The sequence below is a fragment of the Limnohabitans sp. 2KL-51 genome, from assembly GCF_003063645.1.
GTDB lineage: Bacteria > Pseudomonadota > Gammaproteobacteria > Burkholderiales > Burkholderiaceae_C > Limnohabitans_A.
In genome coordinates this window covers 110,696-136,438 of sequence record NZ_NESJ01000007.1, presented here as the reverse complement: position 1 = coordinate 136,438, position 25,743 = coordinate 110,696, and the positions used below count along the sequence as shown (strand labels likewise).

General features: G+C 61.1%; 24 protein-coding genes. 10 read left to right on the top strand and 14 right to left on the bottom strand.

Annotated elements, in window-relative coordinates; all coding sequences use genetic code 11:
- Positions 1–72: 72 nt before the first annotated feature.
- Genes B9Z49_RS09155 through B9Z49_RS09130 form a run of 6 tightly spaced genes read right to left on the bottom strand, consistent with a single transcriptional unit; the run spans position 73 to position 8,839 of the window.
- The gene (locus B9Z49_RS09155) at positions 73–4,077 is read right to left on the bottom strand and encodes a translocation/assembly module TamB domain-containing protein (RefSeq protein WP_108353141.1); all 4,005 of its coding nucleotides are present in this window, start codon (positions 4,075–4,077) and stop codon (positions 73–75) included.
- Positions 4,078–4,079: 2 nt separating this feature from the next.
- On the bottom strand, positions 4,080–5,942 hold the full coding sequence (locus B9Z49_RS09150; RefSeq protein ID WP_108353140.1) for an autotransporter assembly complex family protein: 1,863 nt from the start codon (positions 5,940–5,942) through the stop codon (positions 4,080–4,082).
- The gene (locus tag B9Z49_RS09145; RefSeq protein WP_108353139.1) at positions 5,939–7,123 is read right to left on the bottom strand and encodes a VWA domain-containing protein; all 1,185 of its coding nucleotides are present in this window, start codon (positions 7,121–7,123) and stop codon (positions 5,939–5,941) included. Before B9Z49_RS09145 ends, B9Z49_RS09150 begins: the two co-directional genes overlap by 4 nt.
- Before the next feature lie 15 nt (positions 7,124–7,138).
- Positions 7,139–7,750 (bottom strand): GNAT family N-acetyltransferase, encoded by a 612-nt coding sequence (locus B9Z49_RS09140; protein ID WP_108353138.1) that lies wholly within the window; start codon positions 7,748–7,750, stop codon positions 7,139–7,141.
- Entirely contained in the window at positions 7,747–7,986 is a 240-nt protein-coding gene (locus B9Z49_RS09135; RefSeq protein ID WP_108353137.1) for a hypothetical protein, read from the bottom strand. The genes B9Z49_RS09140 and B9Z49_RS09135 overlap by 4 nt, the downstream gene beginning before the upstream one ends.
- Before the next feature lie 10 nt (positions 7,987–7,996).
- Positions 7,997–8,839 carry a MoxR family ATPase gene (locus tag B9Z49_RS09130; protein WP_108353237.1) on the bottom strand — a complete coding sequence of 281 codons (843 nt, stop codon included), beginning with the start codon at positions 8,837–8,839 and terminating at the stop codon, positions 7,997–7,999.
- A 106-nt stretch (positions 8,840–8,945) separates the two neighbouring features.
- On the opposite strand from B9Z49_RS09130, the gene B9Z49_RS09125 reads away from it, so the two are divergent.
- Positions 8,946–9,605 (top strand): cytochrome c, encoded by a 660-nt coding sequence (locus B9Z49_RS09125; RefSeq protein ID WP_108353136.1) that lies wholly within the window; start codon positions 8,946–8,948, stop codon positions 9,603–9,605.
- Between the two features lie 79 nt (positions 9,606–9,684).
- On the opposite strand, the gene B9Z49_RS09120 is transcribed toward B9Z49_RS09125, so the two are convergent.
- Positions 9,685–10,119: a DUF1841 family protein gene (locus B9Z49_RS09120; RefSeq protein ID WP_199225028.1), complete on the bottom strand. Its 435-nt coding sequence runs from the start codon at positions 10,117–10,119 to the stop codon at positions 9,685–9,687.
- A 113-nt stretch (positions 10,120–10,232) separates the two neighbouring features.
- Here B9Z49_RS09120 and pcaF point away from each other — a divergent pair, with 113 nt between their 5' ends.
- On the top strand, positions 10,233–11,435 hold the full coding sequence (pcaF, locus tag B9Z49_RS09115; protein ID WP_108353134.1) for a 3-oxoadipyl-CoA thiolase: 1,203 nt from the start codon (positions 10,233–10,235) through the stop codon (positions 11,433–11,435).
- 65 nt (positions 11,436–11,500) lie between these two features.
- Here pcaF and B9Z49_RS09110 read toward each other — a convergent pair whose 3' ends face one another.
- From B9Z49_RS09110 to B9Z49_RS09090, 5 genes are all read right to left on the bottom strand, one after another.
- Positions 11,501–12,508, bottom strand: coding sequence for a tripartite tricarboxylate transporter substrate binding protein (locus B9Z49_RS09110; RefSeq protein WP_108353133.1), 1,008 nt, complete (start codon positions 12,506–12,508; stop codon positions 11,501–11,503).
- Between the two features lie 117 nt (positions 12,509–12,625).
- Positions 12,626–13,477 (bottom strand): fumarylacetoacetate hydrolase family protein, encoded by an 852-nt coding sequence (locus tag B9Z49_RS09105; RefSeq protein WP_108353132.1) that lies wholly within the window; start codon positions 13,475–13,477, stop codon positions 12,626–12,628.
- A gap of 34 nt (positions 13,478–13,511) precedes the next feature.
- Positions 13,512–14,273 (bottom strand): IclR family transcriptional regulator, encoded by a 762-nt coding sequence (locus B9Z49_RS09100; RefSeq protein ID WP_108353131.1) that lies wholly within the window; start codon positions 14,271–14,273, stop codon positions 13,512–13,514.
- Positions 14,274–14,285: 12 nt separating this feature from the next.
- A complete protein-coding gene (locus B9Z49_RS09095) occupies positions 14,286–15,797 on the bottom strand; it encodes a bifunctional 3-(3-hydroxy-phenyl)propionate/3-hydroxycinnamic acid hydroxylase (RefSeq protein ID WP_108353130.1) in 1,512 nt (503 codons plus the stop codon).
- A complete protein-coding gene (locus B9Z49_RS09090) occupies positions 15,794–16,354 on the bottom strand; it encodes a VOC family protein (protein WP_108353236.1) in 561 nt (186 codons plus the stop codon). Before B9Z49_RS09090 ends, B9Z49_RS09095 begins: the two co-directional genes overlap by 4 nt.
- Positions 16,355–16,502: 148 nt before the next feature.
- Between B9Z49_RS09090 and B9Z49_RS09085 the strand changes: the two genes are divergently transcribed.
- Genes B9Z49_RS09085 through B9Z49_RS09070 form a run of 4 tightly spaced genes read left to right on the top strand, consistent with a single transcriptional unit; the run spans position 16,503 to position 20,166 of the window.
- On the top strand, positions 16,503–17,483 hold the full coding sequence (locus tag B9Z49_RS09085) for a tripartite tricarboxylate transporter substrate binding protein (RefSeq protein WP_108353129.1): 981 nt from the start codon (positions 16,503–16,505) through the stop codon (positions 17,481–17,483).
- A gap of 4 nt (positions 17,484–17,487) precedes the next feature.
- Entirely contained in the window at positions 17,488–18,459 is a 972-nt protein-coding gene (locus tag B9Z49_RS09080) for a tripartite tricarboxylate transporter substrate binding protein (RefSeq protein ID WP_108353128.1), read from the top strand.
- A 5-nt stretch (positions 18,460–18,464) separates the two neighbouring features.
- Positions 18,465–18,839 (top strand): nuclear transport factor 2 family protein, encoded by a 375-nt coding sequence (locus tag B9Z49_RS09075; RefSeq protein ID WP_158273463.1) that lies wholly within the window; start codon positions 18,465–18,467, stop codon positions 18,837–18,839.
- A 13-nt stretch (positions 18,840–18,852) separates the two neighbouring features.
- Complete coding sequence (locus B9Z49_RS09070) at positions 18,853–20,166, top strand: sulfatase (RefSeq protein ID WP_108353126.1); 1,314 nt, start codon at positions 18,853–18,855, stop codon at positions 20,164–20,166.
- A 4-nt stretch (positions 20,167–20,170) separates the two neighbouring features.
- On the opposite strand, the gene B9Z49_RS09065 is transcribed toward B9Z49_RS09070, so the two are convergent.
- On the bottom strand, positions 20,171–20,575 hold the full coding sequence (locus tag B9Z49_RS09065) for a hypothetical protein (RefSeq protein ID WP_108353125.1): 405 nt from the start codon (positions 20,573–20,575) through the stop codon (positions 20,171–20,173).
- Positions 20,572–21,963, bottom strand: a complete 1,392-nt coding sequence (locus B9Z49_RS09060) for an acyclic terpene utilization AtuA family protein (protein ID WP_108353124.1) — start codon at positions 21,961–21,963, stop codon at positions 20,572–20,574. Before B9Z49_RS09060 ends, B9Z49_RS09065 begins: the two co-directional genes overlap by 4 nt.
- 172 nt (positions 21,964–22,135) lie before the next feature.
- Between B9Z49_RS09060 and B9Z49_RS09055 the strand changes: the two genes are divergently transcribed.
- The 4 genes from B9Z49_RS09055 to B9Z49_RS09040 are packed head-to-tail and all read left to right on the top strand — an operon-like array spanning position 22,136 to position 25,741.
- Complete coding sequence (locus tag B9Z49_RS09055; protein WP_108353123.1) at positions 22,136–23,011, top strand: branched-chain amino acid ABC transporter permease; 876 nt, start codon at positions 22,136–22,138, stop codon at positions 23,009–23,011.
- An 8-nt stretch (positions 23,012–23,019) separates the two neighbouring features.
- A complete protein-coding gene (locus B9Z49_RS09050; protein ID WP_108353122.1) occupies positions 23,020–24,096 on the top strand; it encodes a branched-chain amino acid ABC transporter permease in 1,077 nt (358 codons plus the stop codon).
- Complete coding sequence (locus B9Z49_RS09045; protein WP_108353121.1) at positions 24,093–24,926, top strand: ABC transporter ATP-binding protein; 834 nt, start codon at positions 24,093–24,095, stop codon at positions 24,924–24,926. Before B9Z49_RS09050 ends, B9Z49_RS09045 begins: the two co-directional genes overlap by 4 nt.
- Positions 24,923–25,741: an ABC transporter ATP-binding protein gene (locus B9Z49_RS09040; protein ID WP_108353120.1), complete on the top strand. Its 819-nt coding sequence runs from the start codon at positions 24,923–24,925 to the stop codon at positions 25,739–25,741. Before B9Z49_RS09045 ends, B9Z49_RS09040 begins: the two co-directional genes overlap by 4 nt.
- Positions 25,742–25,743: the final 2 nt, after the last annotated feature.

Sequence of the window (25,743 nt, the reverse complement as noted above, 5' to 3'; positions counted from 1 at the left end):
AATTCATTGAAATGATTTTCAGATCTTGAAGTACTTGGGATTCATGGCGTTTAAAAAGCTTCGAAAAGCAGTTCAATCTCGCCGCACCGTGAAAATCAGATCCAGCGCGCTTTGTTCGCCGGCTTGCGCCCGCAGGGTCAGGCGGCGCGAGAGGTCGTAAAAAATGTACAAACTGCCGAAAGCGCCGCTCAGGCTGGTCTCGTACACAACGTAAAAGTCTTTGGACAAGCGTTTGCCCAGGGACACGGCCGCGCCCGTGGCTGTGGCGTCCGAGCGGCTGCCGCTGGCGAGTGAAATTTCGTCCAGTCCCAAGCTGCTGGCCAACTCGCCGGTCAGGGTTTTGCCATTGCCGCTGAGCAGGGCCACCGCCGCTTGTTGCAGTACGGCCGATTCGGCCCCCCCGTTGGCCGCTGAGCGGCCCAGCACCAGCCACGCGAGTTTGTCGGCGTCGGGCAGGTCCGGGTCGGCGTACAAACGGATGCGTGGCAGCAAAGCGGTGCCGCTGATTTGCACGCCGACTTTTTGTGGCAAGTTGGGCCGAAGGGCAGTGATGTCCAGACTGGGGTTGTCGTAGGGGCCACTGAAGCGCAGCACGCCGGTGTCGATGTTCAGCTGCTGGCCGTAGGCTTTGTAACGCCCGCCTTCGGTGCGCACTTGCCCACTCAGGCGTGGCAGGCCCCGTGTGCTGGCGTTGCTTAGCAGTTCCACTTGGCCAGTCAGGCGTGAGTTAAGGCCTTGGCCTTGCAGCTGAAAGTCTTGCCCCAAGTCGAGCATGACGCGCACATCGGGCACACCCAGCCAAGAGCTGGAGTACGCGTTGGGGTCGGGTGGTGCGGTCAGGGCGCTTAGGTTCGGTTGGCCCATGCCAGGGCGAATTACCACCACATCGTCGCCCAGACCGGGGGTGCTGCCCTCGGGCAGGATGAACAAGGCTTGGTCGGCCTTTAGACCGCCGCGCAGTTGCAATTGGCCTTGCGCCATGCGCGCCGTCACATCGCCCGAGACGCTCAGTCGCCGATCGGCCCGGTTGCTCACGCGCAGGTTTTTGGCCTCGATTTGCAAAGCCATGTCGGCCGAGCGCAAAGGGTTGCTGCGGGGGACGGCTTGGGCCTTGGGGTTGGCCTTGGGGTTGGCGTTGGCGTTGGCGTTGGCGTTGGCGTTGGCGTTGAACTCGACCTGGCCACTGGCTTGGAGTTCGCCCCCTTGTGCGCCAGCTCCGCGCAGGCTCAAGCTCTCCAGCACCAGGCTTTGGCCTTGCAGGCGCGCCTGCATTTGCCCTTGGCTGAACTCGATGCCTTGCACGGCAGATCGGGCCGACAGTTGGTCAGCTTGCAAGCGACCTAGCCATTGGGGTTGGCTGCGTGTGCCGCTCACGGTGAGGCTGGCGTCCAGCGTGCCTTGTACGCGCCAGCCCGGTGGGGCCAACACCGACCAGGCACCGATCTGCGGCAAGCTGGCCTGCACGCTGCCGATCAAAGGGGCCTTCTCGGCCCATTGCCAGCCGTCTGGGGTTCGGTTCAGCTGGCTTAACAGTTTGGCCTGTGCCTGGCCCATTTGGGCGCTGTCCCATTTCAGATCGGCTTGCATCTGCTCGTTTTGCACGCGCAAAAACAACTGGGCCTGGCGCAAACCAGCGGTCTTGAGTTGCCCGGGCAGGCTGTCGGACTGGATGCGCAAATCGCCGTGGGTGCGCTCGGCCGACAGGCTCAAGTCAAGATCCTTGTCCATGCGCCACTGCGCCTGCCCTTTGAGCGTGATCTCGTTCAGGATGTCGGTGCCCAGCCAGGCTTGCGCCCAGGAGACAGGCAGGTCTGTCCAGCGCACCGCCCCGTGGGTTTGCTGGGGTTGGGCCGGGCCGGGCGCTGTCCAGCCGCCCGCTTCGACTTCCAAGCGGGGGCGGCCTGGGCCGGGGCCTTGCAGCATCCAGGTCGACGGTTCCCAAGTCAGGACCATCTGGTCAAGCCGGGCTTGCCAGGCGGGCGTGGATTGCAAAGCCAACCGCCAGGGCTCGGCCGACGGGCTTTGAATGTTGGGGGTGCTGAGGGCCAGCTGTTCGATGCGGCCTTGCCAGCTGGGGCTGTGGACATCTGCGCGGTTGCCCCGCCAGGTGGTTTGCAGCTGGGCGCTGAGCGGGCCCTGGCCCAGGCGCGCTTGCAGCTCGGCCTGTACCGACAGGGGCGTGCCTTGCATCTTCAGCTGACCCGGGGCCAGGAACCAAGGCGCTGGCTGGGTGCTTGACCGAGGGGCTGCTGAACTGGCGGGGCTGGGCTGCGCCCATTCGATGCGCGGCCATTGCAGGCTCAGGGACAGCGGGGCATCGGCTTGGGCAAAGCCGCCTTGCCATTGGGCTTGCAGTTGGGCCGGTCCGCTGGCTTTGAAGGCCTGGCGTTGCGCGCCCCAGCCCGGCAGGCCTTGCAACCAGACTTGGCTGAGGGCGGCGTCTTGCATTTGCACGTCCAGGCGGCCTTGGCCTGTGGTGGGGGCCAGGTTCCCTTGGGCTGTGGCTTGAAGTCCCGGCAGTTGCAGTGTCATGCGGCCTTGCACCGATTCTTGGGCCGGTTGCCATTGAAACTGCGCCTCCAGCACAGCCTTGGCGGCTTGCAGGCGCAGGCTGTCGATGTCCCAACGGTCGGGGTGCCACTGGCCTGTGAGTTGCAGTTGTTCCCATTGCAACGCGGGTGGAGTGGCGACGTTGGCGGGGGAGGGGTTTGGTGCCTTTTGTGCTTGCAGGTCGGCACTCAGCGCGATGGTGTCAGCGCCGGTGGCCTCGGCTTTCAGGCGGCCTTGCACAGCAGGCCCGGCCCAGGCGCTGTGCATCAAGCCGGGCTGAAGGTTCTGGATGTCCAGCTGCCCTGTCCAGCCCTGTGGAGTTTGCTGGCCTTCGCCTTGCAGCTGGCCTGCGGCCATGCGGGCTTGGGCTTGCTGCACCTGCCACAGGCCTTGCGCATGGCGGGCTTTTAGGCTCAGCTGTGCCAGGGGCAGGCGTTGCAGGTCCCAGGCACCGGGCAGCAGGTTCTCCACTTGCGCATCGAGTTGCCAGGCCTCGCCATCGGGCTGCAGCTGGGCTTGGCCTTGCAAGCGGGTTTGTGGGGCACCAGGCCACAGGGGGGCCAGGTCCAGCGCCTGCCACTGGCCCTGTGCTTGCAGCACCGCTTGTTTTTGCCAGGGTTGGATTTGCGCTTGCAGGGACAGATGGACCTTGTCCTGCGCACGCCCCAAAGCGCCTTGCCCAGGTGCGGGGGCCAGTTCGGCTAGTACCGAGAGTTGGGCTTGCGGGCCTGACAATTGACCTTGCACCGTGGACTGCACTTGCAGCTGCAGGGCCGGTGTGCGGCCGCTGGCCGGGGTTTGCACCTGGCCTTGGGCCGCGATGTGCAAGGCCATGGGCGCTGCCCCCTGCAAACGCGCTTGCAAGGTATAGCGGCCTTGGGCCAGCGCGAGCGAGTCGACATGCAGGCGGTGTTCTTGACCGTCAAAGGCGTACTGGGCCCGAACATCGGAGAGCTTCACCGAAGTACTGCCTTGCCAGCTGAATTGGGTCACTTGCACGTTCAAATGCAAGGGAAGGGGCAGGCGCAATTCGGTCAGGGGCGTGAGGGGCTGGGGAGGGCGCTGGTCTTGCACGCGCAGGATGTTGATCTGGATGCTCTTGAGGGGCCAGGCCTGTCGCCAAAGCTTCGACCAGTCCAGCACCAGCAGTGCATCCTGAGCCTGCACCTTCAAACCACCGCTTTGCCAGCTGATCTGGCCAATGCGCCCGCCTTGCCTCAGGTTGCCTTGCACATCAGTGCTGCGCAATTGCTGGCCCGAGGGAAAGGCCCAGTGGAACATGTTCAGGGCGGTGCTCAAAGACCCGGGGGTGCCCGTCCAGGCCCACAGCCCCCACAGCGCGGCGGCCAGCGCCAAGGGCCCGAGCAAGGCCGACAAGCTCATCGCCGACATAGCGCCCAGGCCGGCCGCGACGCGCCGCAACAGCGAACGCGCCGGAGACGTCTTGTCCGACGTGGGGCGCACCGGCGAGGCCACGGCCTGCGTCGGGGGATCTGTGTCGTTGTGGGCTTCGGTGCGGGTGTTCATCGTCAAAATGTGAAACCTACACTCAGGTGCAGGCGCAGCTTGTGTAACGCTTGCGCATAGGCCAGGTCGATGCGCACTGGCCCGACCGGGCTGCGCCAGCGGGCGCCAAGGCCATAGCCGATTTTGGGCTTGAGTTGACCCGTGTCATTGGTCACCGTCCCCGCATCGACAAACACGGCGCTTTCCCAATCGGTGGCTTGCCCCTTGTAGCGGATGGGGCGCTGCCATTCCAGGCTGCCCGCGGCCAGGTAGCGGCCCGGTGCGGTGACGCCGGTTGCATCGGTTACGCCAATGCTGTTGGGGGCGTAACCGCGCACGCTGTTGTCGCCGCCTGTCCAAAACAGCTGGGTCGCGGGCAGGTTGGTTGTGTCGCGGCTGACCACGCCGCCGATGTCGGCGCGCACAGCCAGGCGGCCCATGCTTGAGCCCAAAGGCACAAGCCCCAGGCCTTTGACCAGCCAGCGCACATAAGGCTCACTCTGGCTGCCGAGTGTCACACCCGAGCCCAACTCGATGCCCACGCCCAGGCCCCGGCTGGGAAAGGGCAGGCTGTCAAAGAGGCGCCTGGTCCAGCCGTAGTTGGCACTGATGGATTCGCGTTGGGCCTGGAGGCCGCCTTGCAGCCGTGCTGAGTCGTATTGGACGAAGTAAGAGCGGTCAATTTTTTCACCCAGTTTGGTACGACCCGCGCGCCAGCGTTGGCTTTGCAAGGGGATGTCAAACAGTTTTTCGCGGTCGAATTTGGCCGAGGTGTTCCAGCGCCAGAGGCTAGCGTCCGGTGGTGCCAGCAAGTCCAGGCTCGCGCTTTGCAAGTCCTTGTCCAGAGAAAGTTTGCTGACCGAACGCCAATGCAAACCGGGCACGCTGTGGTGCGTGTGCTCGGCGCTCACGCGGCCACCGCTGTCACTTCGCACGCCCAGGCCCAGCACCCATTTTTGGCGCAGACTTTCCTTCAGTTCTATCTTGACGGGTGGCTGTGCCGGGTTGCCTTGTGCATCCAGGCTGACAAACACCGAATCGTAAAAACCGCTGGTGACCAAGCGCTGCTGGGCTTCGAGCAAATCGTTTTGACGGTACATCTGGCCGACAGGCAAACGCGCCAGGCGCTCGACCTGGGTGGCGCCGTATTTTTCGGCCCCGGAAATTTGCAAGGTCCCCAGCCGCACCGCCGGGCCAGATTCCAGCGTCAGCCAAAGCCGCACCAGGTTGTTGGGTTCGTCCACCAGGGCCAGGCTGTGCAGGATGCGGCCCCAGGGATAACGCTCGGCCAGCAGCTGGCTCAGGGCCTGGTTTTTGGCCCGGCTCCAGCCGTTTTGGCTGAAGGTCTCGCCCACGGGCAAAGCCCATTGCTGTTCGACGGCTAGCCGCTGAGCACGTGCATCGGGGTCATCGGCCACATCGCCCAGCCACTGCCACTGCACTTCGGAGATGCGCGCGGCAGGGCCAGTGTCCACCTCTACCAGCACCTGGCCCAAGCTGCCGGTGCTGGCGCTTTGCTCGCTTTTGTCGTGCGACCAGCGCAGCGCTGGCTTGAAAAAGCCCAGCGTGCCCAACAGCTCGCGGGCCTGCACATCGGCTTCGCGCAGCAAACGGGTCAGCTCCATTTCGTCCAGATCGCTCAGGCTGCGGTAGCGCTGCAAGTCCAGGTGTTGCGTCAAAAAGTCGCGGATGCCCTCGTCGCTGCTGCGCACTTCCAGACCGAAGGCTTGGGGGATGGTCGGTGTTTGGTTTTGTGCGGCTGGCGCATCAGCTTGGGGCGTTTGGGCCAGTGCCCAGGAGGGGGCCAGGGCCAGAGCTGCAAGTGCAGCCAAGAGCCAGGTCAGGGCCGTGCGCGGCAAGCCAACGGGCCGCGCTGGCTGCCTCATTTGCTCAGCAAACGCATCGTATCTTCCAGCCCTTTGAGGGTCAGCGGGAACATGCGGTTGCTCATCAACTGCTGAACGATGGAGATGCTCTGGCGGTATTGCCAAACGCCTTGGGGCTCTGGGTTGATCCAGGCGAACTTGGGGAAGGTGTGCGTCAGGCGTTGCAGCCATTCGGCCCCGGCCTCTTCGTTGTTGTATTCGACGCTGCCGCCCTTTTGTAAAATCTCGTAGGGGCTCATGGTGGCGTCGCCAATGAAGATCAGCTTGTAGTCCTTGTTGTACTTGCGCAGGATGTCCCAGGTGGGGAATTTTTCGGCGTAACGGCGCTTATTGTTCTTCCACATGAAGTCGTAGACGCAGTTGTGAAAGTAATAAAAATCCAGGTGCTTGAATTCGGCTTTTACAGCTGAAAACATTTCTTCGACCCGCGTGATGTGCTCGTCCATGGTCCCGCCTACGTCCATGAGCAGCAGCACTTTCACATTGTTGTGGCGCTCCGGGCGCATCTGGATGTCCAGGTAACCGGCGTTGGCCGCGGTCTTGCGGATGGTGCTGTCCAAGTCGAATTCGTCTTGCGAGCCTTCACGCGCAAAGCGGCGCAGGCGGCGCAGCGCCACTTTGATGTTGCGCGTGCCCAGCTCCTGCTGGTCGTCGTAGTCTTTGTAGGCGCGCTGCTCCCAGACCTTGATGGCACTTTTGTTGCCTCCTTTGCCGCCAATGCGGATGCCCTGAGGGTTGTAGCCGCCGTTACCGAACGGCGAGGTGCCGCCCGTGCCGATCCACTTGTTGCCGCCCTCGTGGCGCTCTTTTTGTTCTTCGAGGCGCTTCTTCAAAGTGTCCATCAGCTCGTCCCAGCCCATCTTCTCGATGGCGGCTTTTTGTTCGGGCGTGAGTTCCTTTTGCAGGATTTTTTCGAGCCACTCGAGCGGCACTTCTTTGGTGAAGTCGGTCAGCATCTCCACGCCCTTGAAGTAAGCGCCGAAAGCCTTGTCGAACTTGTCGAAGTGCTTTTCGTCCTTGACCATCACGGTGCGGGCCAGGTGGTAAAAATCGTCGATGCTGCAGGCATCAGACGCTGGGCCGACTACGTTGGCCTGCAGGGCTTCGAGCAAGGTCAGATATTCGCGCACCGAAACAGGGAGTTTGGCTGCACGCAGGGTGTAGAAAAAATCGATCAGCATGACGTCTTTCTGTCCTCAGGCTCGCACACGTGCGAGTTGGTAGTCCAAGTGTGTTTTGACATTGGGCCATTCACTCGCAATGATGCTGTAAACGCAGGTGTCGCGCAGTGCGCCAGCGCTCAATGGGTGGGGGTTGATTTGGTGGCTGCGCAGCACGCCGTCCAGTTTGGCACCCAAACGCTCGATGGCGCGGCGGCTTTGCTGGTTGAAGAAATGCGTGCGGAACTCCACTGCGATGCAGTTCAGTTGCTCAAACGCATGGGCCAAAAGCAAGCGCTTGGCTTCGGTGTTGAGGGGCGAGCGTTGCACGCATTGGCGGTACCAGGTCGAGCCGATTTCAACCCTGCGGTTCGTTGCGTCGATGTTCATGAAGGTGGTCATGCCCACGGCCTGCCCGGTGGCTGGGTCGATGACAGTGAATGGGCACATGCTGCCCTTGGCCTGCAAGTCTTGGCGGCGGGTGATTTCGGCCGCCATGCCCTCTGGGGTGGGGATGGCGGTGTACCAGTGGTTCCAAAGGTCGCCGTCACGCACGGCCTGGACCAGATCATCGTGGTGCAAGTGCGACAAGGGCACGAGTTGCACATGTTGACCCGATAGCGAAATGGGTGCGATCCAAGGATTCATGATGCGTCATTGTCCTTGTCTTTGGCTTTTTGTTTGTTGCGCCAAAAGCGCGCCAAGTGCAGACCGGCACCGCCACCCAAGCCCACCAGCAAAATGCCGCCAATGCTGGCGTTGTCGTAACCGGCACTGAAAATATTCAGGCCCAGCCATTTGCCGGCCCAGTAACCGGTCAGCGCACCGCCGACAAAGCCCACGGCATCTGAGATGCCTTCCGTGAGAGGGTTGGGTGAGGTCATCGGTTCATGTTCAACGGTTGCGCTGGTTCATGAACACCAGCTTTTCGAACAAGGTCACGTCTTGCTCGTTTTTGAGCAAAGCGCCCACCAGTGGGGGGACCGACAATTTTTGATCTGCACTTTGCAGGGCTTCGAGCGGGATGTCTTCGGCCACCAAGAGCTTGAGCCAATCGAGAAGCTCGCTGGTGGAGGGTTTCTTCTTCAGGCCGGGCAGGCTGCGCACGTCGTAAAAGGTCTTGAGCGCCAGGGCCAGCAGGTCTTTTTTGAGCGTTGGGAAGTGCACATCCACGATTTGGCGCATGGTGTCCGCTTCGGGGAACTTGATGTAGTGGAAAAAGCAGCGGCGCAAGAAGGCGTCGGGCAACTCTTTTTCGTTGTTCGAGGTGATGAACACCAGCGGGCGGGTCTTGGCCTTGATCAGCTGGCGCGTTTCGTAGCAATAAAACTCCATGCGGTCGATCTCGCGCAGCAAATCGTTTGGGAATTCGATGTCCGCCTTGTCGATCTCGTCGATCAGAATGGCCACGGGCGTCTCGGACGTGAAGGCTTGCCAGAGCACGCCCTTGATGATGTAGTTCTCGATGTCCTTGACCTTTTCTTCGCCCAGCTGGCTGTCGCGCAGACGGCTCACGGCGTCGTATTCGTAAAGGCCTTGTTGGGCTTTGGTGGTCGACTTGATGTGCCACTGCAACAGGGGCAGGCCCAAAGCCTCGGCCACTTCTTCGGCCAACATGGTTTTGCCGGTGCCGGGCTCACCTTTGACCAAAAGGGGGCGTGTAAGGGTGATGGCGGCGTTCACGGCCAGCATCAGGTCGGGGGTGGCGACGTAGTTTTCGGTACCTTGGAATTTGATCATGGACAGTTCTTTGAAACAGGAATGAAGCTTGTCAGGATTATGAGGGCCAGCCCGATATAATCCGCAGTTGATTTTTATCAATCGTTTGGATTGTGTGAGCAAAATGAATAAGCTGTTGACCTCGATGTTTGCCTTGGCTGTCGCCTCTGTGACCGCCATCTCCGCCCATGCCCAGGAAATCAAGGGCGATGCCAAAGCCGCTGAGCAAAAAATCGCCATGTGCATTGGTTGCCACGGCATCAAGGGCTACCAAGCCAGCTTCCCTGAGGTCTACCGCGTGCCGATGATCTCTGGTCAAAACGCCAAGTACATCGTGGCCTCTCTCAACGCCTACCAAAAAGGCGAACGCAAGCACCCCACCATGCGCGGCATTTCCGCCAGCCTGAGCGAGCAAGACATGGCTGATTTGGGCGCCTACTACGAACAGCATGGCAAGACCGAACCGGTGGCCAAGACACCCAAGGCGCCTGACGCCAAAGTCGCTGCCTTGCTGCAAAAAGGCGCTTGCATTTCCTGCCACGGTGACAATTTCAGCAAGCCGATCGACCCGAGCTACCCCAAGCTGGCGGGTCAGCACAAAGACTTTTTGTATGTGGCGCTCAAGTCTTACAAAACTGAAAACCTGGCCACTTGGGGCCGCAACAATGGCGTAATGGGTGGCATTGCAAAGCAGTTTTCCAATGCCGAACTCAAAGCCATTTCTGCTTACATCGGCTCTTTGGAGGGGGACATGAAGACCGTGCCCCAGTCCCGCCTACGTTGAAGCTTTGACTTCTCTCAACAAAAAACCCGCTTCGGCGGGTTTTTTGTTGTCTGTTCGCCTTTTTCCGGGGCCCCCCGCCTCAGTCTTGGGTGGCGTTGCGCTGCACGCAGGCGATGTAGGACTCACCGTCGGGCATGCGGCCCGAGCGCTGGCTTTCAAAAATCATGCGTCCCAGGCATTCCATGGCCCGGTGGTGCGCGTCGTGCAGCGAGTTGAGCCGGTGCGTCAGCAATTCCACTGCCTGGCGGATGCCCCGGGGTTGGTCGATGCTGCATTGCTCGCTGATGGACAGGTGCATTGAGAGGTGCAAAAACGGATTGGTCCGGTTGGGGTCGTCGTTGAGCATGCTGGCCAGCGCAGCATCGACATCGGCCAGTTCGGCGTGGTATTCGGGGTGTTCGTCGATCCATTGGCTGACGAGCATTTCCATGGGTTCGAGCGGCGCCGTCGTTCGGGCTTTGGCGTAAACGCCGCAAAAAAAACGTCGAACGTCGGCTTGTGAGGGTTGGATCAGCATGGCTCTGAAAGAATAAAACCGACCAGGCGGTCGGTCAATGGCATAAAATTTAAGTGTGCAACATTCAACATGTTAATCGCAGACAACTTCCCCACCCTCAAGAGATATCCATGAACCACGCCTACATTTGCGACGCGATTCGCACCCCCTTTGGCCGTTACGGCGGCGCCCTGAGCAGTGTGCGCACCGACGACTTGGGCGCTGTGCCCCTGCGTGCCCTGATGGCCCGCAACCCTAATGTCGACTGGGCCGCTGTGACCGACGTGCTGTATGGCTGTGCCAACCAAGCTGGCGAAGACAACCGCAACGTGGCCCACATGGCCAGTTTGCTGGCCGGTTTGCCGATTGACGTGCCCGGCGCCACCATCAACCGCCTTTGCGGCTCGGGCCTGGACGCCATTGGCACCGCAGCGCGCGCCATCAAGGCCGGTGAAGCTGGTTTGATGATCGCGGGCGGTGTCGAGAGCATGAGCCGCGCCCCGTTCGTGATGCCCAAAGCCGAAACCGCCTTCAGCCGCAACAACGCGGTGTACGACACGACCATTGGCTGGCGCTTTGTCAACAAGCTGATGAAAGCCCAGTACGGCGTGGATTCGATGCCCGAGACCGCTGAAAACGTGGCGACTGACTACAAGATCGAGCGCGAAGCGCAAGACCTGATGGCCTACAACAGCCAGCTGCGCGCTGTGGCCGCCATCAAAGCAGGTCACCTGGCGCGCGAAATTGTCGGCGTGAGCATCCCCCAGAAAAAAGGTGACGCGATCATTGTGGACACCGACGAGCACCCGCGCGAAACCAGCCTTGAAGCGCTGGCCAAGCTCAAAGGCGTGGTGCGCCCCGACGGCACCGTGACCGCAGGCAACGCTTCGGGTGTGAACGATGGCGCTTGTGCCTTGCTGCTGGCCGATGAAGCCACCGCTGCCAAAAATGGTTTGACGCCCAAGGCCCGCGTCGTGGGCATGGCTACTGCAGGTGTCGCGCCTCGCGTGATGGGCATTGGCCCGGCGCCCGCCACGCTGAAAGTGTTGGCGCAGACCGGCTTGACGATTGATCACATGGACGTGATCGAACTGAACGAAGCCTTTGCCGCACAAGGCTTGGCGGTGATGCGCATGTTGGGCCTGAAAGACGACGATGCCCGCGTGAACGCCTGGGGTGGTGCGATTGCCTTGGGTCACCCGCTGGGTGCATCGGGTGCGCGTTTGGCCACCACGGCCATCAACCGCCTGCAGCAGACCGCTGGCCGCTACGCGCTGTGCACCATGTGCATTGGCGTGGGCCAGGGCATTGCGCTGATCATCGAGCGGGTGTGAGTTTTGCCCAGCAGGCAGTGCACTGCTGCTGGGTCAATCTCGCATCAGGATCGCCAGATCGCGGCTCACTGTGCCTCGATCTTGCGATCGGCCACGATCCGGCTGAGTTGGCGGATCTCGCCGTCCACACGGGTGCGAAATTCCACGGGCGTGTTGGCCTGTGGGCGACCACCCCAGTCGATGAGGCGTTGTTTAACCGCAGGTTGGTCAAGCACAGCACGGAGTTCACGGTTGAGCCGATCGACGACCGCTTGCGGTGTGCCTTTGGTGCCCGCGATGCCCAGCCAAGAATCGAACACCACCCCCGGAAAAATGTCCGCCACAGAAGGCACGCCTGGCAGGGCGTTCTGACCTGCTGGCGCGGTGGTGGCGAGCACGCGTACACGGTTGTCCTTGAACAGCGGCGCTGTGGTGGTCATGGTGTCGATCATCACGTCCACCCGACCGGCCAGCAACTCCATCATCGGCGCCGTGCCGCCTTTGAAGGGCACATGTGTGGCCACACCGCCGCTTTCGGCCATTAGCCATTCGCCAACCAAGTGCATCGCCGTGCCCACGCCCACCGAGGTGTAGGTGTAGCGGTTGGGTTCGCTTTTCACGCGCTGGATGAAATCATTGAACGAGGTGATGGGCGAGTTTGGCTTGACCGACAAAGTCAGCGGATAGGTGGTGACGGTGGAGACCCAAGCGAAGTCATTGACCGGATCGAAGGGCAGGTTCTTTTTCATCGCGGCATTGCTCGAATGACCACTGGGCAGCAGCACCAGCGTGTAACCATCCGGTGCAGCTTTGGCCACTGCATCGGCGGCGATGTTGCCACCCGCTCCCGCGCGGTTTTCTACCACCACAGGCTGACCGAGTCGCTCACCCAAGGGTGTGGCAATCAGTCTGGCCACCATGTCGCTGCTGCCACCGGGCGCAAAGCCCACCAGCAGTTTGATGGGCCGCGCGGGCCATGTGTCTTGCGCGTGAGCAATGCCCAAGCCGGCCATCAGGCCCAAGGCCAAAACCCATGAACGGCCAATCGTGTGACCAAGGGTGCGGACAGGGTGGTGAATCGTGGAACTGTTCATCGGGTGGTCTCCAGAAAATGGATGTGGGTCTGATGCGACAAGAACAAGTGACGTGTCATGGTAGCGATGATCGTGGTTTTACAAAGGTGTAAAGACGATCCTAAAAGACTGCTTGGCTCATGCGTCGTCGCGGATGCCGTTGCGAAGCGTGCCAATCGCGTCCACCACGATCTCACACACGTCACCAGGCTTCATGAATATTTGCGGGGTTCGCTTGTTGCCCACGCCACCGGGGGTGCCGGTCACGATCACGTCGCCAGGCGACAGCGGGATGAAGGTCGAGATGTAGGCGATCTGGCGCGGAATGCTGTGGATCATCTTGTCGGTGGTGGTGTCCTGCAAAACCTGACCGTTGAGCACGGTTTGCAGGCGCATCACTTGCGCAGGCGCTATCTCGTCGCTGGTGACCATCCAGGGACCAAAGCCACCGGTCTTGTAGAAGTTCTTGCCGGGTGTCCACTGCGAGGTGGCGATTTGCCAGTCGCGCACCGAGCCGTCGTTGTAGCAGCTGTAGCCGGCAATGTGATCCCAGGCGTCTTCTTCTTGGATGCGGCGGCCACCTTTGCCAATGATCAAGGCGATTTCGGCTTCGTAGTCCAGGCGGTGCGACTCGGGCGGGCGCATGATGTCCTGGCCGTGCGCGACCTGCGAGTCGGCCAGGCGTATGAAGATCGTCGGTACTTCGGTCACTTCACGGCCGGTTTCGAGCACGTGTTCGCCGTAGTTCAGGCCGATGCAAAAGATCTGACCCGGGTTGGGGATCACCGGCAGCAGCTGCAGTTGCGAGAACTTGAGCGTCGGCTTGTGCGCCTTGGCCGCATCGGCGGCTGCACCGAACAGGTTTTTGGCGATCAGGGTTTTCAGGTCGGGCGCTTGTGCACCCAGGAAGGGGCTCAGGTCGAGCACGTCGTCGCCGTTCACGACGCCGTAGGAGGGCACGCCCTGGTTCAAAAAGCTGATGAGTTTCATGGAGGATCTTTCAGTCAAATGGAAAGGATAAGCATCAGTGCAGCCGCGCAGAAATTTCGCGTGCGGCGCGCTGGATGAGGGGGGTGAGTTTGGTCTGGTCGATCACCGCCATGCGTTGCACAGTGGTCACCAGAGAGAGTGCGCCGATCACGGTGCCGTCGGTCTGCTGTAAGGGCACCGCGATTGCAGCCAAAGTGGTTTCGAGTTCGCCGTTGGAGAAATAAAAACCGTCCTTGCGGATCTGGCTGTAGTAACGCCGAAAGCTGGGCCAATCGGTGGGCAGCCCGGCTGCAGCCACCGCCATGCTGTGGGTGTCCAGCAGTTTGTGCAGTTGTGGTGTAGGAAGCCCTGCCAGTATCACTTTGGGTGCGCCGCCTTGAAACAGCGGGCGCGGGCGCCCACGGCCATAACTCAAATTGGCAGGCATGGTGCCGAACTCGCGGTGGGTGTCCAGCAACTGGTCGCCGTGCAAGCTGGAGACCACACAGTCAAAACCGGTCTGCGCCACCAGTTCTTTCATGAACGGCACGCCACACTGCAGCACCGGGTCGGCCTGGCGGATGAAGTGGTCCAGCACCACGATGCGGGACCCCAGCGTGAACTGGGCATCGCTGCCGCGCCGCAGCAGGCCCGCATCGCTGAGGGTCTTGAGATAGCGGTAACTGGTGGGCAGTGAAACCCCCAGCGTTTCGCTGATGTCCTCGGCGCTCCAATGCAAGCGCTGGTCGGAAAACAGGTCGAGCACGCTCAGCATCCGGGCGAGGCTGGTGTCGGCTTTGTCTGCTTTATCGGTCATGGTGGGTTCTGTTCAACATCCGTGGGCCAAGGCACCCGCAGTGGGCAGCACGGCGCTGATGCGATCGAGCTCGGCACTGCTTTGGGCCACTCCCAGAATGTAGCGGTCCGGGCGAAGCAGCACGGCGCGCACGCCTTGTTGGTCCAGCCAGGCTTTGACCTCGGGGTCGCGCGCAGGCACGGTGATCACGCCTTGCGCCTGCCAGCGCTCACGGGTGTCTTCACTGACTTCGGCCAACACGGTGTCCTGGCCCAGGACGGCAAAGTTCAAGCCCAGCAGCGTGTCCAGCAGATGGCCGTTGGCCAGCGTGGGTTGCGGAAATACTTGGGCGACCGGTGCCTGCTCGCCTTGCCAGATGCCAGGGCCCAGGCGCGGCGTCGGAAACTGGAAGATCTCAGGCTGCCCGGCTTTGAACTTGGCGTCGCGTTCGCGTGCCGCGTGCGGGTCGGTAGTTTGGATGATGTCGCCCAGCTTCACGGCCAAGTCGATGAAGGCCTGCACATGCGGTGAACGCTCGCTTTCGTAGGTGTCCAGCAGCCCATCGTCTGCACGGCCGCGCAGCACGGCGTCGAGCTTCCAGGCCAGGTTGGACACATCGCGGATGGCCGCACACATGCCCTGGCCCAAGAAGGGTGGCGTTTGGTGGGCTGCATCACCTGCCAGCATCAAGCGGCCTTGTCGCCAGCCTTCGGCCATCACCGAGTGGAAGGTGTAGATCACGGCGCGTTCGATGTCGGCTTGGCTTGGCGTGACCCATTTGCTCACCAGTTTCCACAGTGTCTCGGGCAGGACCATTTCCTCCGGCTTGTCACCGGGCAAGAGCATGATTTCCCAGCGCCTGCGGTTGCCGGTCACATTGCAATAAGTCATGGGGCGGGACGGGTCACAGTGCTGCACCGTGTGGTCGGGCAGGGTGGGCACATCGGTTTTGAGCCGCACATCGAACACCAGCCAGGGCTGGTGCAGGCCCAGATCGCGCATGCGTGTGCCCAGCACTTTGCGCACCAGTGAGCGGGCGCCGTCGCAACCGACCACGTAGCGGGCCTGCACGGCATGAATTTGTTGTGTTTGCAGGTCAGTGACTTTCAGGGTGGCCGCGTCAGCACCGTCTTCGATGGCAGTGACTTCGTGGTGGGTGCGCACTTGCACCTGCGGGTAGCGCTGCAAGCCAGACCGCAACACGGCTTCGAGCTCGGGTTGGTGAAAGTAGTGGTTGGTGGCGCAGCCGTGCGGGCCACGTTCTTGGGTGCCGGCGCGGATCAGCAAGGTCTCGCCAGCGGCGTTGTTGAAGTACATGCCCTTGAGGCCCGGGCGCGAGATGCTCTCAACCTGTGGGCGCAAACCGGCGGTCTCGAACACGCGCATGGTTTCGCCGTCGAAATGGATGGCGCGGGGCAGGGGGTAGATCTCGCCCTCTCGCTCGAGCACCAGCACCGACAGGCCATATTGGCCCAGCAAGTTGGCCAGCGTGGCACCCGCCGGGCCGTAGCCGATGATGGCGACGTCAAACACCGTCTGGTTCATGCCTGGTAGCCCATGAGTTGCTGCATTTCTTTCAACCACTCGGCGCGGCTGCGAAATTTGGGCCGACTGCGCGCCAGTGCTTCAGCAGCTGCCATCACGGCTTCGTCGCTTTGGTCCAGGTCGATCGGTTCGCGCAGCGGCTGCTCGCAGTACCAAGGCATGTCCAGGAACACCTCCAGGCGGTTGCCCTCGGGGTCGCGAAAATAGATCGACACCGCGTTGCCATGACTGGTGCAGACCAAGTCGCTCACATCGGGTTCGGCCTGGACGCGGTCACGCACCGTGCGCAGCGAGGCCAAGTCGGGCACGCGCAGGGAAATCTGGTTGATCACGCTGAACGACAGGTCCGCAGGGCGGCCCGTGGCCAGCACGATTTGGTGGTGTTCGGACGGGTCGCGACTGAGGAAGACCAGCTGCACGGGCCCCAAGTCGCCGCGATCGGTTTCGAAGAAGCACATCACGTCTTTGTAAAAGCGGGCCATGCGTTCGAGGTCGCGCACATAAATCCCCATGTGGCTGAAGACCAGCGAATTGGACTGGGAAAGTGGCTGGGCCATGATCACTCCTTTTGCAAAAATTGCACTCATTCTATTTTGATTAGTGGATAAAAAACTAATGGTTTATCCCATAGTGATAATTTACCTGTTTTGAAAGAATGCTGACAGACCTCAAGGTCGTGACCATCCACCAACAGGAGATACCCGCATGAACCGCACCACCCGCCGCTTGGGCCTGGCCACTTTGGCCTTGGCTTTGTTCAGTGCCTGGCCCGCCATGGCCCAGGACTATCCGAGCAAGCCGATCAAGATCATTGCCCCTTTCCCCGTGGGCACAGGCCCCGACGCCAACACCCGTGAAATTGCGCTGGAGTTGTCCAAGGCGCTGGGGCAGTCGGTGGTGGTGGAAAACCGTCCGGGTGCCTCCACCATGATTGGCATGGAAGCGGGAGCCAAGGCCACACCCGATGGCTATACCCTGGTGATGGGTTCGACCACTTCGATGTCGGTGTTGCCCTACACCTATGGTGCCAAAGTGCCTTACAAGGTGGAGCGGGACTTTGTGCCCATCAGCGTTGTGGGTCTGCTGAACACCGCTTTGACAGCCCACCCGAGCGTGCCCGAGAAAAATGCGAAGGAACTGATCGAGCGTCTGAAAAAACAGCCCGGCTCCTTGACATCGGCCACATCGGGTGTGGGCAGCTACTCCCATCTGGCCGGTGAGTGGTTTGCCTCGAACGCTGGGGTCAAGATCAATTTTGTCCCCTACAACACCTCGAGCCCTTATGCGGATTTGGTGGCAGGTCAGGTGAATGTGATTTTTGATGCGCTGCCCGCTGCCATTGGCAACGTCAAGGCTGGCAAGCTGAAGATCTTGGCACTGACGGGCAAGACGCGACACCCCAACTTTCCGGATGTGCCCACTTTTGCCGAGTCGGGTTTGCCTGACTTCAGTCCCACCGCCTGGATTGGCTTGTTTGCGCCTGCGGGCACACCGGCCGCTGTGGTGGCCAAACTGGGCGAGGCCATGCAAAAGGCCACAGCCCAAAACCCAGATCTGATCGCTAAATGGCGCTCCTATGGCGGTGATCTGAAGGCGCAGACTCCGGCCGAATTTGCGGCCTTCCTCAAGCAAGACGATGCCCTGTGGGGCCCGGCCATCCGCAAAGCCGGCGTGAAGTTGGACTGACCGCATGACGACCCGTCGGCAACTCATTCAAACACTCGGTGCGGCGAGTCTGGCGTCCCTGACCTCTGTCGGCCGCGCCCAGGCTTGGCCCGCCAAACCGGTGCGCATCGTGGTGCCATCGGCTGCTGGCAGCCCTTGGGACCCGATGGCCAGGCATTTGGCAGACCGTTTGTCCAAAGTTTTTGGGCAGCCCTTCATTGTGGAAAACCGGTCCGGGGGCACCGGGCTCATCGGCATGGACCAGGTGGCCAAAAGCAACGATGCCCACACCCTGGGCATCATGTTCATGCCGCACACGGTATTGCCCGCCCTGGTCGCCAAGATGCCTTATGACACCTTGAAAGACATTGTGCCCATCAGCCAAACGCAGTGGACCTACAACGTGCTCGTGGTCCGCAGCAACATGCCAGTGCGGGATGTGAGCGGATTGATGGCTTTGGCCCGTAAAAGCCCTGGTAAGCTGATTTACAGCTCCGGTGGTGCAGGCTCGCCCGCGCATTTGATGGGCGAGTATTTCAAGCAGTTGACCGGCACCTTCATTTTGCATGTGCCCTACCGGGGGCCGGTGGCGGCTTTGCAAGACCTGATGGGCGAGCAGGTGGACATGATGTTCGCTTCGCTGGCTGCGGCGCTGCCCCACATCAAAAGCGGTCGTTTGCGGGCCATCGCGGTCACGGCGGCAGAACCGCTGGAAGCGCTGCCCGGTGTACCGACTTTTGCCCAAGCTGGATTTCCCCAGTTTGATGTCCGGGATTGGGCGGGTCTGGTGGGGCCTGCTGCGTTGCCGCCAGCGGTGGTCGAGCGGCTCAATGCCGAGGTGGGCAAAGCGCTCACTGAAGCTGGTCTAGAGCAAAGATTCTCCCAGATGGGGGTGTATCTGCAGACCAGCACGGTGGCCGGATTTGGCGAATTGGTGAAAAAAGAAATCCCCAAATGGGCGGACGTAGTGCGCCGCTCGAACATCAAAATGGAATGAAAAACATGAGCGCATTGATCGCAGAAGAGCAACGCCGCCAGGCCATGCTGAGTGGTGACATCGCAGTACTCGAAGCCTTGCTGTCGGATGGGCTGGTCTACGTGCATTCCACGGGGGGGCGCGATACCAAGACCACCTATCTGGACAAAATGGCCAGCGGCAGTTTGAAGTACCTGACCTTGTGTTTTGAAGACTTGCAAGTGCATACGGCAGGCCCGGGCGAAATGGTGACTGGACGCATGTCGGCCGAGGTGATCATCGGTGGGCAGTCCAAAGCGGTGCGCAGCTTGTTTCTGACGGTGTGGATGCCCGAGCTTGGCGCAGATGGGCAGCAACGCCTGCGCATGCTGGCGTACCAGGGTACATCTGGCCCCGCCTGAACAACACCTGCAAATGACCAATTTCATTTTCATCGTCGCCGACGATCTGGGCTACGCCGACTTGGGCTGTTATGAAGGGCGCGAGGCCGGGTTTGGACCTGTGTCACCGGTGCTGGACCGTCTGGCGGCCCAGGGCCTGAAGTATGTGAATGGGTATTCGAACTCGCCTGTGTGCTCCCCCACACGTTTTGCATTGATGACCGGTCGCTACCAGTATTGGGTCCGCGGGGCCAGTGAAGAGCCCTTGTTGGGGTCTACGCGTGGCCATCCTGAAATGGGACTTCACGCCAACTTGCCGACATTGCCGTCCATGCTCAAGGCGCAGGGGTACCACACGGCCTTGATTGGCAAGTGGCATCTTGGATTTCGGCCTCATTTTGGTCCAGAAAAATCGGGCTACATGCACCACTTCGGCCCCATGTCGGGCGGCGTGAGTTATTACGGCCACAACGCGCGAGGGACTGGGTCGGATCTGGAACTGGACGGCCAGCCCTACGATGAGCCGGGCTACTTGACCGACCTGATCTCCAGACGGGCCGCGCAGTATGTGCGCGACCGTGCGGCTGAGGGCCAAAAATTCTTTCTGAGCCTGCATTTCACGGCGCCCCACTGGCCCTGGGAGACACGTGCTCAGGGCCAGATCAACCCCGATATCGTCAAAGACAACATGCACCTCGATGGTGGCAATGTGGAGACCTACCGCACGATGATCCGCGAAATGGACGAGGGCATCGGATGGGTGGTGGAGGCCTTGCGCGAGACCGGGCAGCTGGACGATACGCTGATCATTTTCACCAGCGACAATGGCGGCGAGCGTTTCTCGGACAACTGGCCCTTGGTGGGCGGCAAGATGGACTTGACGGAAGGGGGTATCCGTGTCCCCTACATCGTGCATTGGCCCAAGGGGATTACCCAGCCTGGCAGCGTCTGCACACAACACTGCCTGACCATGGACTGGACCGCCACCGTGCTGGACATCGCCCAAGCGCAGCCGCCTGAAGGGCATGTACTGGATGGTGTGTCGATGAGACCGACCTTGCAGGATGCTCAGAAGACCTTTGAGCGACCGATGTTCTGGCGCATGAAATACAAGCAACAGCGGGCGCACCGTGAGGGTGATTGGAAATACCTCCAGGTCGATGACCACGAATACCTGTTCAACCTGTCAGAAGATGCCCGGGAGCGGGCCAATCAGGCACACCGTCAGCCGGACAAGTTCAAGGCCATGCAGGCGGCCTGGCTCGAATGGAATGCACAGGTCCCGCCTGTGCCAGAAGATGCCCGGGTGGATGTGGCCTATACCTTGCGCCACATGCCGTCCAGGTGACAAGCTATGAGGTGCTCGTCGATGGGGTGCCGTTTGGCCACCAGCCCCTTCGGGGGCTTTTTTGTGCCTCCGCCAATTCTTCGGCGCTGACCTCGATCTCCATGCGCAACAGCGCTGCACCCATGGCTTTGCCCAAGTTGTCCAGGCGCAGGTTACGTGCGCCGCCGCCTTGCAAAGCGCCGTGCAACACGAACTTCAGGGCCAGGATGTTCGGCAAAGGCCAGGCATCCACCTGCCCCGGCAGCCAGGGCGCAAAGTGCGCTTGCACTTGGGCCGCCGTCACTTCGCGCTCGATGATGCGGTAACCCGCCTCGTTCCACGCAAACAGGCCAAAGTCCACCCAGTCGGCCTTGTCGCCGCTTCGGGCGTGGGCGATGCGGACCAGCGGAATACGCAGGGTTATGCTCATGATTGCACCTCCAGCATTTCAATGCGCGCTTTGACAAGGTGTCGATCCATCAGCGTGGGCCAGATGCCAAGCAGCTCGCTGGTATTGTTCAGACCCTGAAAGCCGCAGGTGTAGGCCGGGCCGCTTAACGCCATCCAGGGGAAAAGCCGCCCGAAGCCATCGGCCACCGATTTGACGGGCGTTCGCAGCACCATGCGCACCCAAATTTCTGCGCGTTCGTTCAGTTCAGCCGCAGGCGGCAGCGGGGCCAGTGGGCCGTGCGCCGAATTCAGGCCGGGGTATTCCACAAACAACTCGTCAAACGGCATTTTTCGCTCTTGCAGTTGGCTGCGGATCATGGCCTCGGCCGCTAGCACTTTGTCCCAGGCGTCAGGCCATGAAAAGCCCCAAGTGATGTCGGCCTTGAAGCCATCCCTAAAGCCCGCCACCACCTTCAGCTGATCTGTCGGTGCGCGGCCTTGTGCGCCGGTCAATCGCACGCGGTGCTGGCCCTCGTCGGTCAATTGGATCTGGCCCATGTCCAGCACCACATCGGGTGAAAAGTACGCGTGCGGGTTGTGCACCTCGTACAGCAGTTGTTGTCGCACGGTGTCGAAGTTGACCAGCCCGCCTGTGTCGGGTGCCTTGGTGATGAAGGCCGTGCCGTCTTGCCAGACCTCGGCAATGGGGTAGCCGATGTGTGCCAGATCCGGGATATTTTGCCAATGGCCCTGGCTGCCGAAATTGCCGCCACTGCCCTGGCCCGAGCATTCGAGCAAATGCCCCACCGTAAGGCCTTGGGCCAGGCGGTTGAAGTCCTCGGGCTTGGCCGCATCGGCCAGCTTCCAGCCCAGGCCATGCACCAGCGGCCCCAGAAACAGCGCTGCGTCGGCCACGCGCCCGGTGATCACGATATCGGCACCATGGTCCAGTGCTTCCACGATGGGTTGCGCGCCAAGGTAAGCGTTGCCAAACACCAGCCGCTCGCGCACGCCGTTCACATCGGCGCCGTTCATCAAGTGGTCAAATTGGGTTTCGGGTGCTTGCAGCAAGGGCAACACATCGTCGCCACTGACCACCGCAATGCGCGGGTGCCAGCCTTTGGCCGCGAGCGCCGTTTGCACCGCCTGCGCCGCGCCCATCGGGTTGAGCCCGCCCGCGTTGCAAACGAACCGGACCCCACGCGGCTGCATCAGGGGCCACAGGCGCAGCAGCATGGGCACCACGTCGCGGGCATAGCCCAAAGCAGGGTCGCGTTGCCGGTCTTTTTGCAAAATGGCCAAGGTGAGTTCGGCCAAGTGGTCGCTGGCGATAAATTGCACTTGGCCGCGCTCAATGCTGGCCACCACGGGTTCCCAGTTGTCGCCATAAAAGCCCAGGCCCGAACCGATGCGAATGGAATGCGTCATGGGGAGATATTGAAGCCTTGTGTATCGACCGTAATGGGGGACAACCCCTAGAGAAAGTCTCGCGTAAGCCATGCACAATAGCACGGTCGTTCGCAAATGCTTCGAGCGGTGTTGAAGCACTGCACCGCTAAGCCCAGCGAACTCGGCTAGACAGAACCAAGAGGAGACAGGCGTGCAATTGCTGCAACTGCTGATCAGCGGTGTGGCCCAGGGCTGTATTTACGGACTCATTGCCCTGGGTTTCGTGCTGATTTACAAGGCCACCGAAACGGTGAGCTTTGCCCAGGGCGACCTGATGATGGTGGGGGCCTTTTCGGGGCTGGCCGCCATGACGCTGCTGGGCTTTCCTTTTTGGATTTCTGTGCCTGCGGCCATCGTGGCCATGGGGATTTTTGGTGTGCTGCTTGAGCGCCTGGTCATTCGCCCTATCTTGGGGCAACCGGCTTTTTCCATCGTCATGCTGACCATTGGTGTGGGCTATGTGCTGCGCGGCCTGATCACCATGATCCCCGATGTGGGCACCGACACCCACACCCTGCCCGTGCCCTATGCGGGCGAAGTGCTGCGCTTGGGCGGTCTGGTGATCGCGGCCGAGCAAATGGTGGTGATCGGCGCGACTGGCATTTTGTGCCTGGGCTTGTTTGCCATGTTCAAGTACAGCAAGCTGGGCGTTGCCATGCAGGCGGCCTCGCAAAACCAACTGGCTGCCTATTACATGGGCATCCCGGTCAAGCAGATCAACGGATTGGTTTGGGGTCTGGCCGCAGCGGTGGCGGCGGTAGCAGGGTTGCTGTTGGCCCCCATCACCTTTGTGCACGCCAACATGGGCTTCATTGGCCTGAAGGCCTTTCCCGCAGCGGTGGTCGGCGGCTTTGGCAGCTTGCCCGGCGCTATCGTGGGTGGCTTGGTGATCGGCATCGTTGAGTCGCTTTCGGGCTTTTATCTGCCCGAAGGCTTCAAGGACATTGCGCCCTACATCGTGGTGTTGCTCATGCTGGTGCTCAAGCCCAATGGCTTGTTCGGCGAGCAACTGCGCAAGAAAGTCTGAGGCCCGGCATGCGTTTTATTTTCAAAACCGATTACAACCAAGACGTGAAGCTGGCCAAACATGGCGGCCATGTGTTCTGGTACAGCTTGCTGGGCTTGTTGCTGGTGGCCGCCCCTTGGGTGGTGGCCGAGTACTGGCTGGCGCAGCTGACCTTTGTACTGATCTATGCCGTGGTGGGCCTGGGGCTGATGCTGCTGGCGGGCTTTACAGGACTGTTCTCGCTGGGTCACGCTGCGTTTTTGGGGGTGGGGGCTTACACCCAGGCCGTCATGGTCAATGCCGGGGTGCCGTTTCCGCTGGCGCTGGTGTGCGCGGGCTTGTTTTCGGCCATCGTGGGCATCATCGTGGGTTTGCCAGCGCTGCGCGTCAAAGGCATTTACCTGGGCATGGCCACGCTGGCTTTTGGCTTCATCGTTGAAGAGGGCATGGCCCGTTGGGAGCGGGTGACGGGCGGCAACGCTGGTTTGTCAGTGGGCTATCCCGCCATCGGCAGTTGGACACTGGACAGCACCGAAGAGTTTTATTTCTTGTGCTTGCTCGTCACCGTGGGAGCCACGCTGGCCATCGTGAACCTGCTGCGCTCGTCCACCGGGCGTGCCTTTGTCGCTATCCGCGATTCCGAAATCTCGGCGCAAAGCATGGGCATTCATCTGGCCCGCTACAAGACCCTGTCCTTTGCTTTGTCCGCGGCGTTGGCGGGCATTGGGGGTGCTTTGTACGCCCACAAAATCCAGTTCCTCTCCCCCGAGCAGTTCAGCATCATCCAGTCGATCGACTTGTTGCTGATGGTGGTGATTGGCGGTTTGGGCTCGATCCATGGGGCTTTCCTGGGCGCCATTTTTCTGATCGTCATGCCCCAGCTGATTTCGATGGGCAAAGACTTTTTGCCCGCCGCCATTGGCGGTGCCGCTGGTTTGCAGGGTACGGTCTACGGCATGGTGCTGATTGCCTTTGTGCTGTTTGAGCCCATGGGTCTGTATGGCCGCTGGCTCAAGGTGCGGACCTGGTTCCAGCTGTTTCCGTTTTACCGCCGTGGCCTGTTCAAGCGCCAAAAATCGTTCCAGAAGTCGGACCGCCTGAAATGAACGCAGACATCCTTTTATCCGCTCAAGACCTGAGCGTGCGCTTTGGTGGCGTGCTGGCCGTGAACAAGGTCAGCTTCGACGTCAAGCGCGGCGAGGTCTTCACCCTGATCGGCCCCAACGGCGCTGGCAAGACCACCGTGTTCAACCTGATCAGCCGCATCTACACCCCCACCACCGGCGTGATCGACTACGCCGGGCCGCATGGCACGCTGCGCCTGACCGACCAGCCAGCGCACCAAATTGCCGGGCTGGGCATTGCCCGCACCTTCCAGAACATCGAGTTGTTCGAGCACGCCACCGTGCTGCAAAACCTCTTGATTGGCCGCCACACCCACCGCAAAACCGGCTTGTGGAGCGAAATGTTCTTCACCCGCAAAACCCGCGCGGGTGAGATAGATGCGCGTGAAAAAGTCGAGGAGGTGATTGACTTTCTCGACCTGCAGCACCACCGCGATTCGATGGTGGCAGGTTTGCCTTATGGCGTGCGCAAAGTGGTCGAGTTGGCCCGCGCCCTGTGCACCGAGCCCAAGTTGTTGCTGCTAGACGAGCCCTCTTCGGGCCTGAACGTCGAGGAAACCGAAGACATGGCCTTCTGGATCTCGGACATCAAAAACGAGTTGGGCATCACCGTGCTCATGGTCGAGCACGACATGAGTTTGGTCTCCAAAGTGTCGGACCGCGTGTTGGCCATGAGCCAGGGCGAAGAAATCGCCACCGGCACGCCCAGCCAGGTGCAAAGCGACCCGGGCGTCATCGAAGCCTATTTGGGCTCGGTGGACGACGTCTCTGCTTTGCGTCGCGAAAACTACGTGCCCGGAGGTGCCGCATGAGCGCAGCCACCCAAACACTGAACACGTCGGCAGAGGCGGCCGATGACAACGTGATGCTCAAGCTGCTCAACGTGGAAAGCGCGTACGGCCCGATCAAGGCGATTCGCGGCGTGAGCCTGCAGGTGCGCCAAGGCGAGATTGCCACGGTGCTCGGCTCCAATGGTGCGGGGAAGACCACCATTCTCAAAACCATCAGCGGCATCATCGACCCGCGCAAGGGTTCGATCGAGTTCAAGGGCCAAAGCATCACCGCGCAAGACCCAGCCATCATCGTGCAGCGCGGCCTGATGCATGTGCCTGAAGGCCGCGAGGTGTTCCCGCTGCTGTCGATTCGCGACAACTTGCTGATGGGCGCCTACACCCGCAAGGACCGCGATGGCGTGGCGCGCGACATGGAAGCCGTGTACAACTACTTCCCCATCCTGCGCGAGCGGGCTGCGCAAGACGCGGGCTTGCTCTCGGGCGGACAACAGCAAATGCTGGCGATCAGCCGAGCGCTCATGGCCAATCCCGACCTGATCTTGCTGGACGAGCCCAGCTTGGGCCTGAGCCCGAAGTTGACCAAGGAAATTTTCGAGATCGTGGTGCGCATCAACCGCGAACGCGGCACCACCATCTTGCTGGTCGAGCAAAACGCCAACATGGCCCTCAACGCCTCGGACTACGGTTATGTGCTGGAAAACGGCCGTATCGTGATGGAAGACACCTGCGCCCGCTTGCGTGAAAAAGAGGACATCAAGGAGTTCTACTTGGGCATGAAGGAAGAGGGCGTGCGCGCCGACCGCCGTTGGAAAAAGAAGAAAACCTGGAGATAAAA

Coding starts and splice junctions, on each gene's coding strand:
- B9Z49_RS09155 (WP_108353141.1), bottom strand. CDS start 4,077: ATGAACACCCGCACCGAAGCCCACAACGACACAGATCCCCCGACGCAG.
- B9Z49_RS09150 (WP_108353140.1), bottom strand. CDS start 5,942: ATGAGGCAGCCAGCGCGGCCCGTTGGCTTGCCGCGCACGGCCCTGACC.
- B9Z49_RS09145 (WP_108353139.1), bottom strand. CDS start 7,123: ATGCTGATCGATTTTTTCTACACCCTGCGTGCAGCCAAACTCCCTGTT.
- B9Z49_RS09140 (WP_108353138.1), bottom strand. CDS start 7,750: ATGAATCCTTGGATCGCACCCATTTCGCTATCGGGTCAACATGTGCAA.
- B9Z49_RS09135 (WP_108353137.1), bottom strand. CDS start 7,986: ATGACCTCACCCAACCCTCTCACGGAAGGCATCTCAGATGCCGTGGGC.
- B9Z49_RS09125 (WP_108353136.1), top strand. CDS start 8,946: ATGAATAAGCTGTTGACCTCGATGTTTGCCTTGGCTGTCGCCTCTGTG.
- pcaF (WP_108353134.1), top strand. CDS start 10,233: ATGAACCACGCCTACATTTGCGACGCGATTCGCACCCCCTTTGGCCGT.
- B9Z49_RS09110 (WP_108353133.1), bottom strand. CDS start 12,508: ATGAACAGTTCCACGATTCACCACCCTGTCCGCACCCTTGGTCACACG.
- B9Z49_RS09105 (WP_108353132.1), bottom strand. CDS start 13,477: ATGAAACTCATCAGCTTTTTGAACCAGGGCGTGCCCTCCTACGGCGTC.
- B9Z49_RS09100 (WP_108353131.1), bottom strand. CDS start 14,273: ATGACCGATAAAGCAGACAAAGCCGACACCAGCCTCGCCCGGATGCTG.
- B9Z49_RS09095 (WP_108353130.1), bottom strand. CDS start 15,797: ATGAACCAGACGGTGTTTGACGTCGCCATCATCGGCTACGGCCCGGCG.
- B9Z49_RS09090 (WP_108353236.1), bottom strand. CDS start 16,354: ATGGCCCAGCCACTTTCCCAGTCCAATTCGCTGGTCTTCAGCCACATG.
- B9Z49_RS09085 (WP_108353129.1), top strand. CDS start 16,503: ATGAACCGCACCACCCGCCGCTTGGGCCTGGCCACTTTGGCCTTGGCT.
- B9Z49_RS09080 (WP_108353128.1), top strand. CDS start 17,488: ATGACGACCCGTCGGCAACTCATTCAAACACTCGGTGCGGCGAGTCTG.
- B9Z49_RS09075 (WP_158273463.1), top strand. CDS start 18,465: ATGAGCGCATTGATCGCAGAAGAGCAACGCCGCCAGGCCATGCTGAGT.
- B9Z49_RS09070 (WP_108353126.1), top strand. CDS start 18,853: ATGACCAATTTCATTTTCATCGTCGCCGACGATCTGGGCTACGCCGAC.
- B9Z49_RS09065 (WP_108353125.1), bottom strand. CDS start 20,575: ATGAGCATAACCCTGCGTATTCCGCTGGTCCGCATCGCCCACGCCCGA.
- B9Z49_RS09060 (WP_108353124.1), bottom strand. CDS start 21,963: ATGACGCATTCCATTCGCATCGGTTCGGGCCTGGGCTTTTATGGCGAC.
- B9Z49_RS09050 (WP_108353122.1), top strand. CDS start 23,020: ATGCGTTTTATTTTCAAAACCGATTACAACCAAGACGTGAAGCTGGCC.
- B9Z49_RS09045 (WP_108353121.1), top strand. CDS start 24,093: ATGAACGCAGACATCCTTTTATCCGCTCAAGACCTGAGCGTGCGCTTT.
- B9Z49_RS09040 (WP_108353120.1), top strand. CDS start 24,923: ATGAGCGCAGCCACCCAAACACTGAACACGTCGGCAGAGGCGGCCGAT.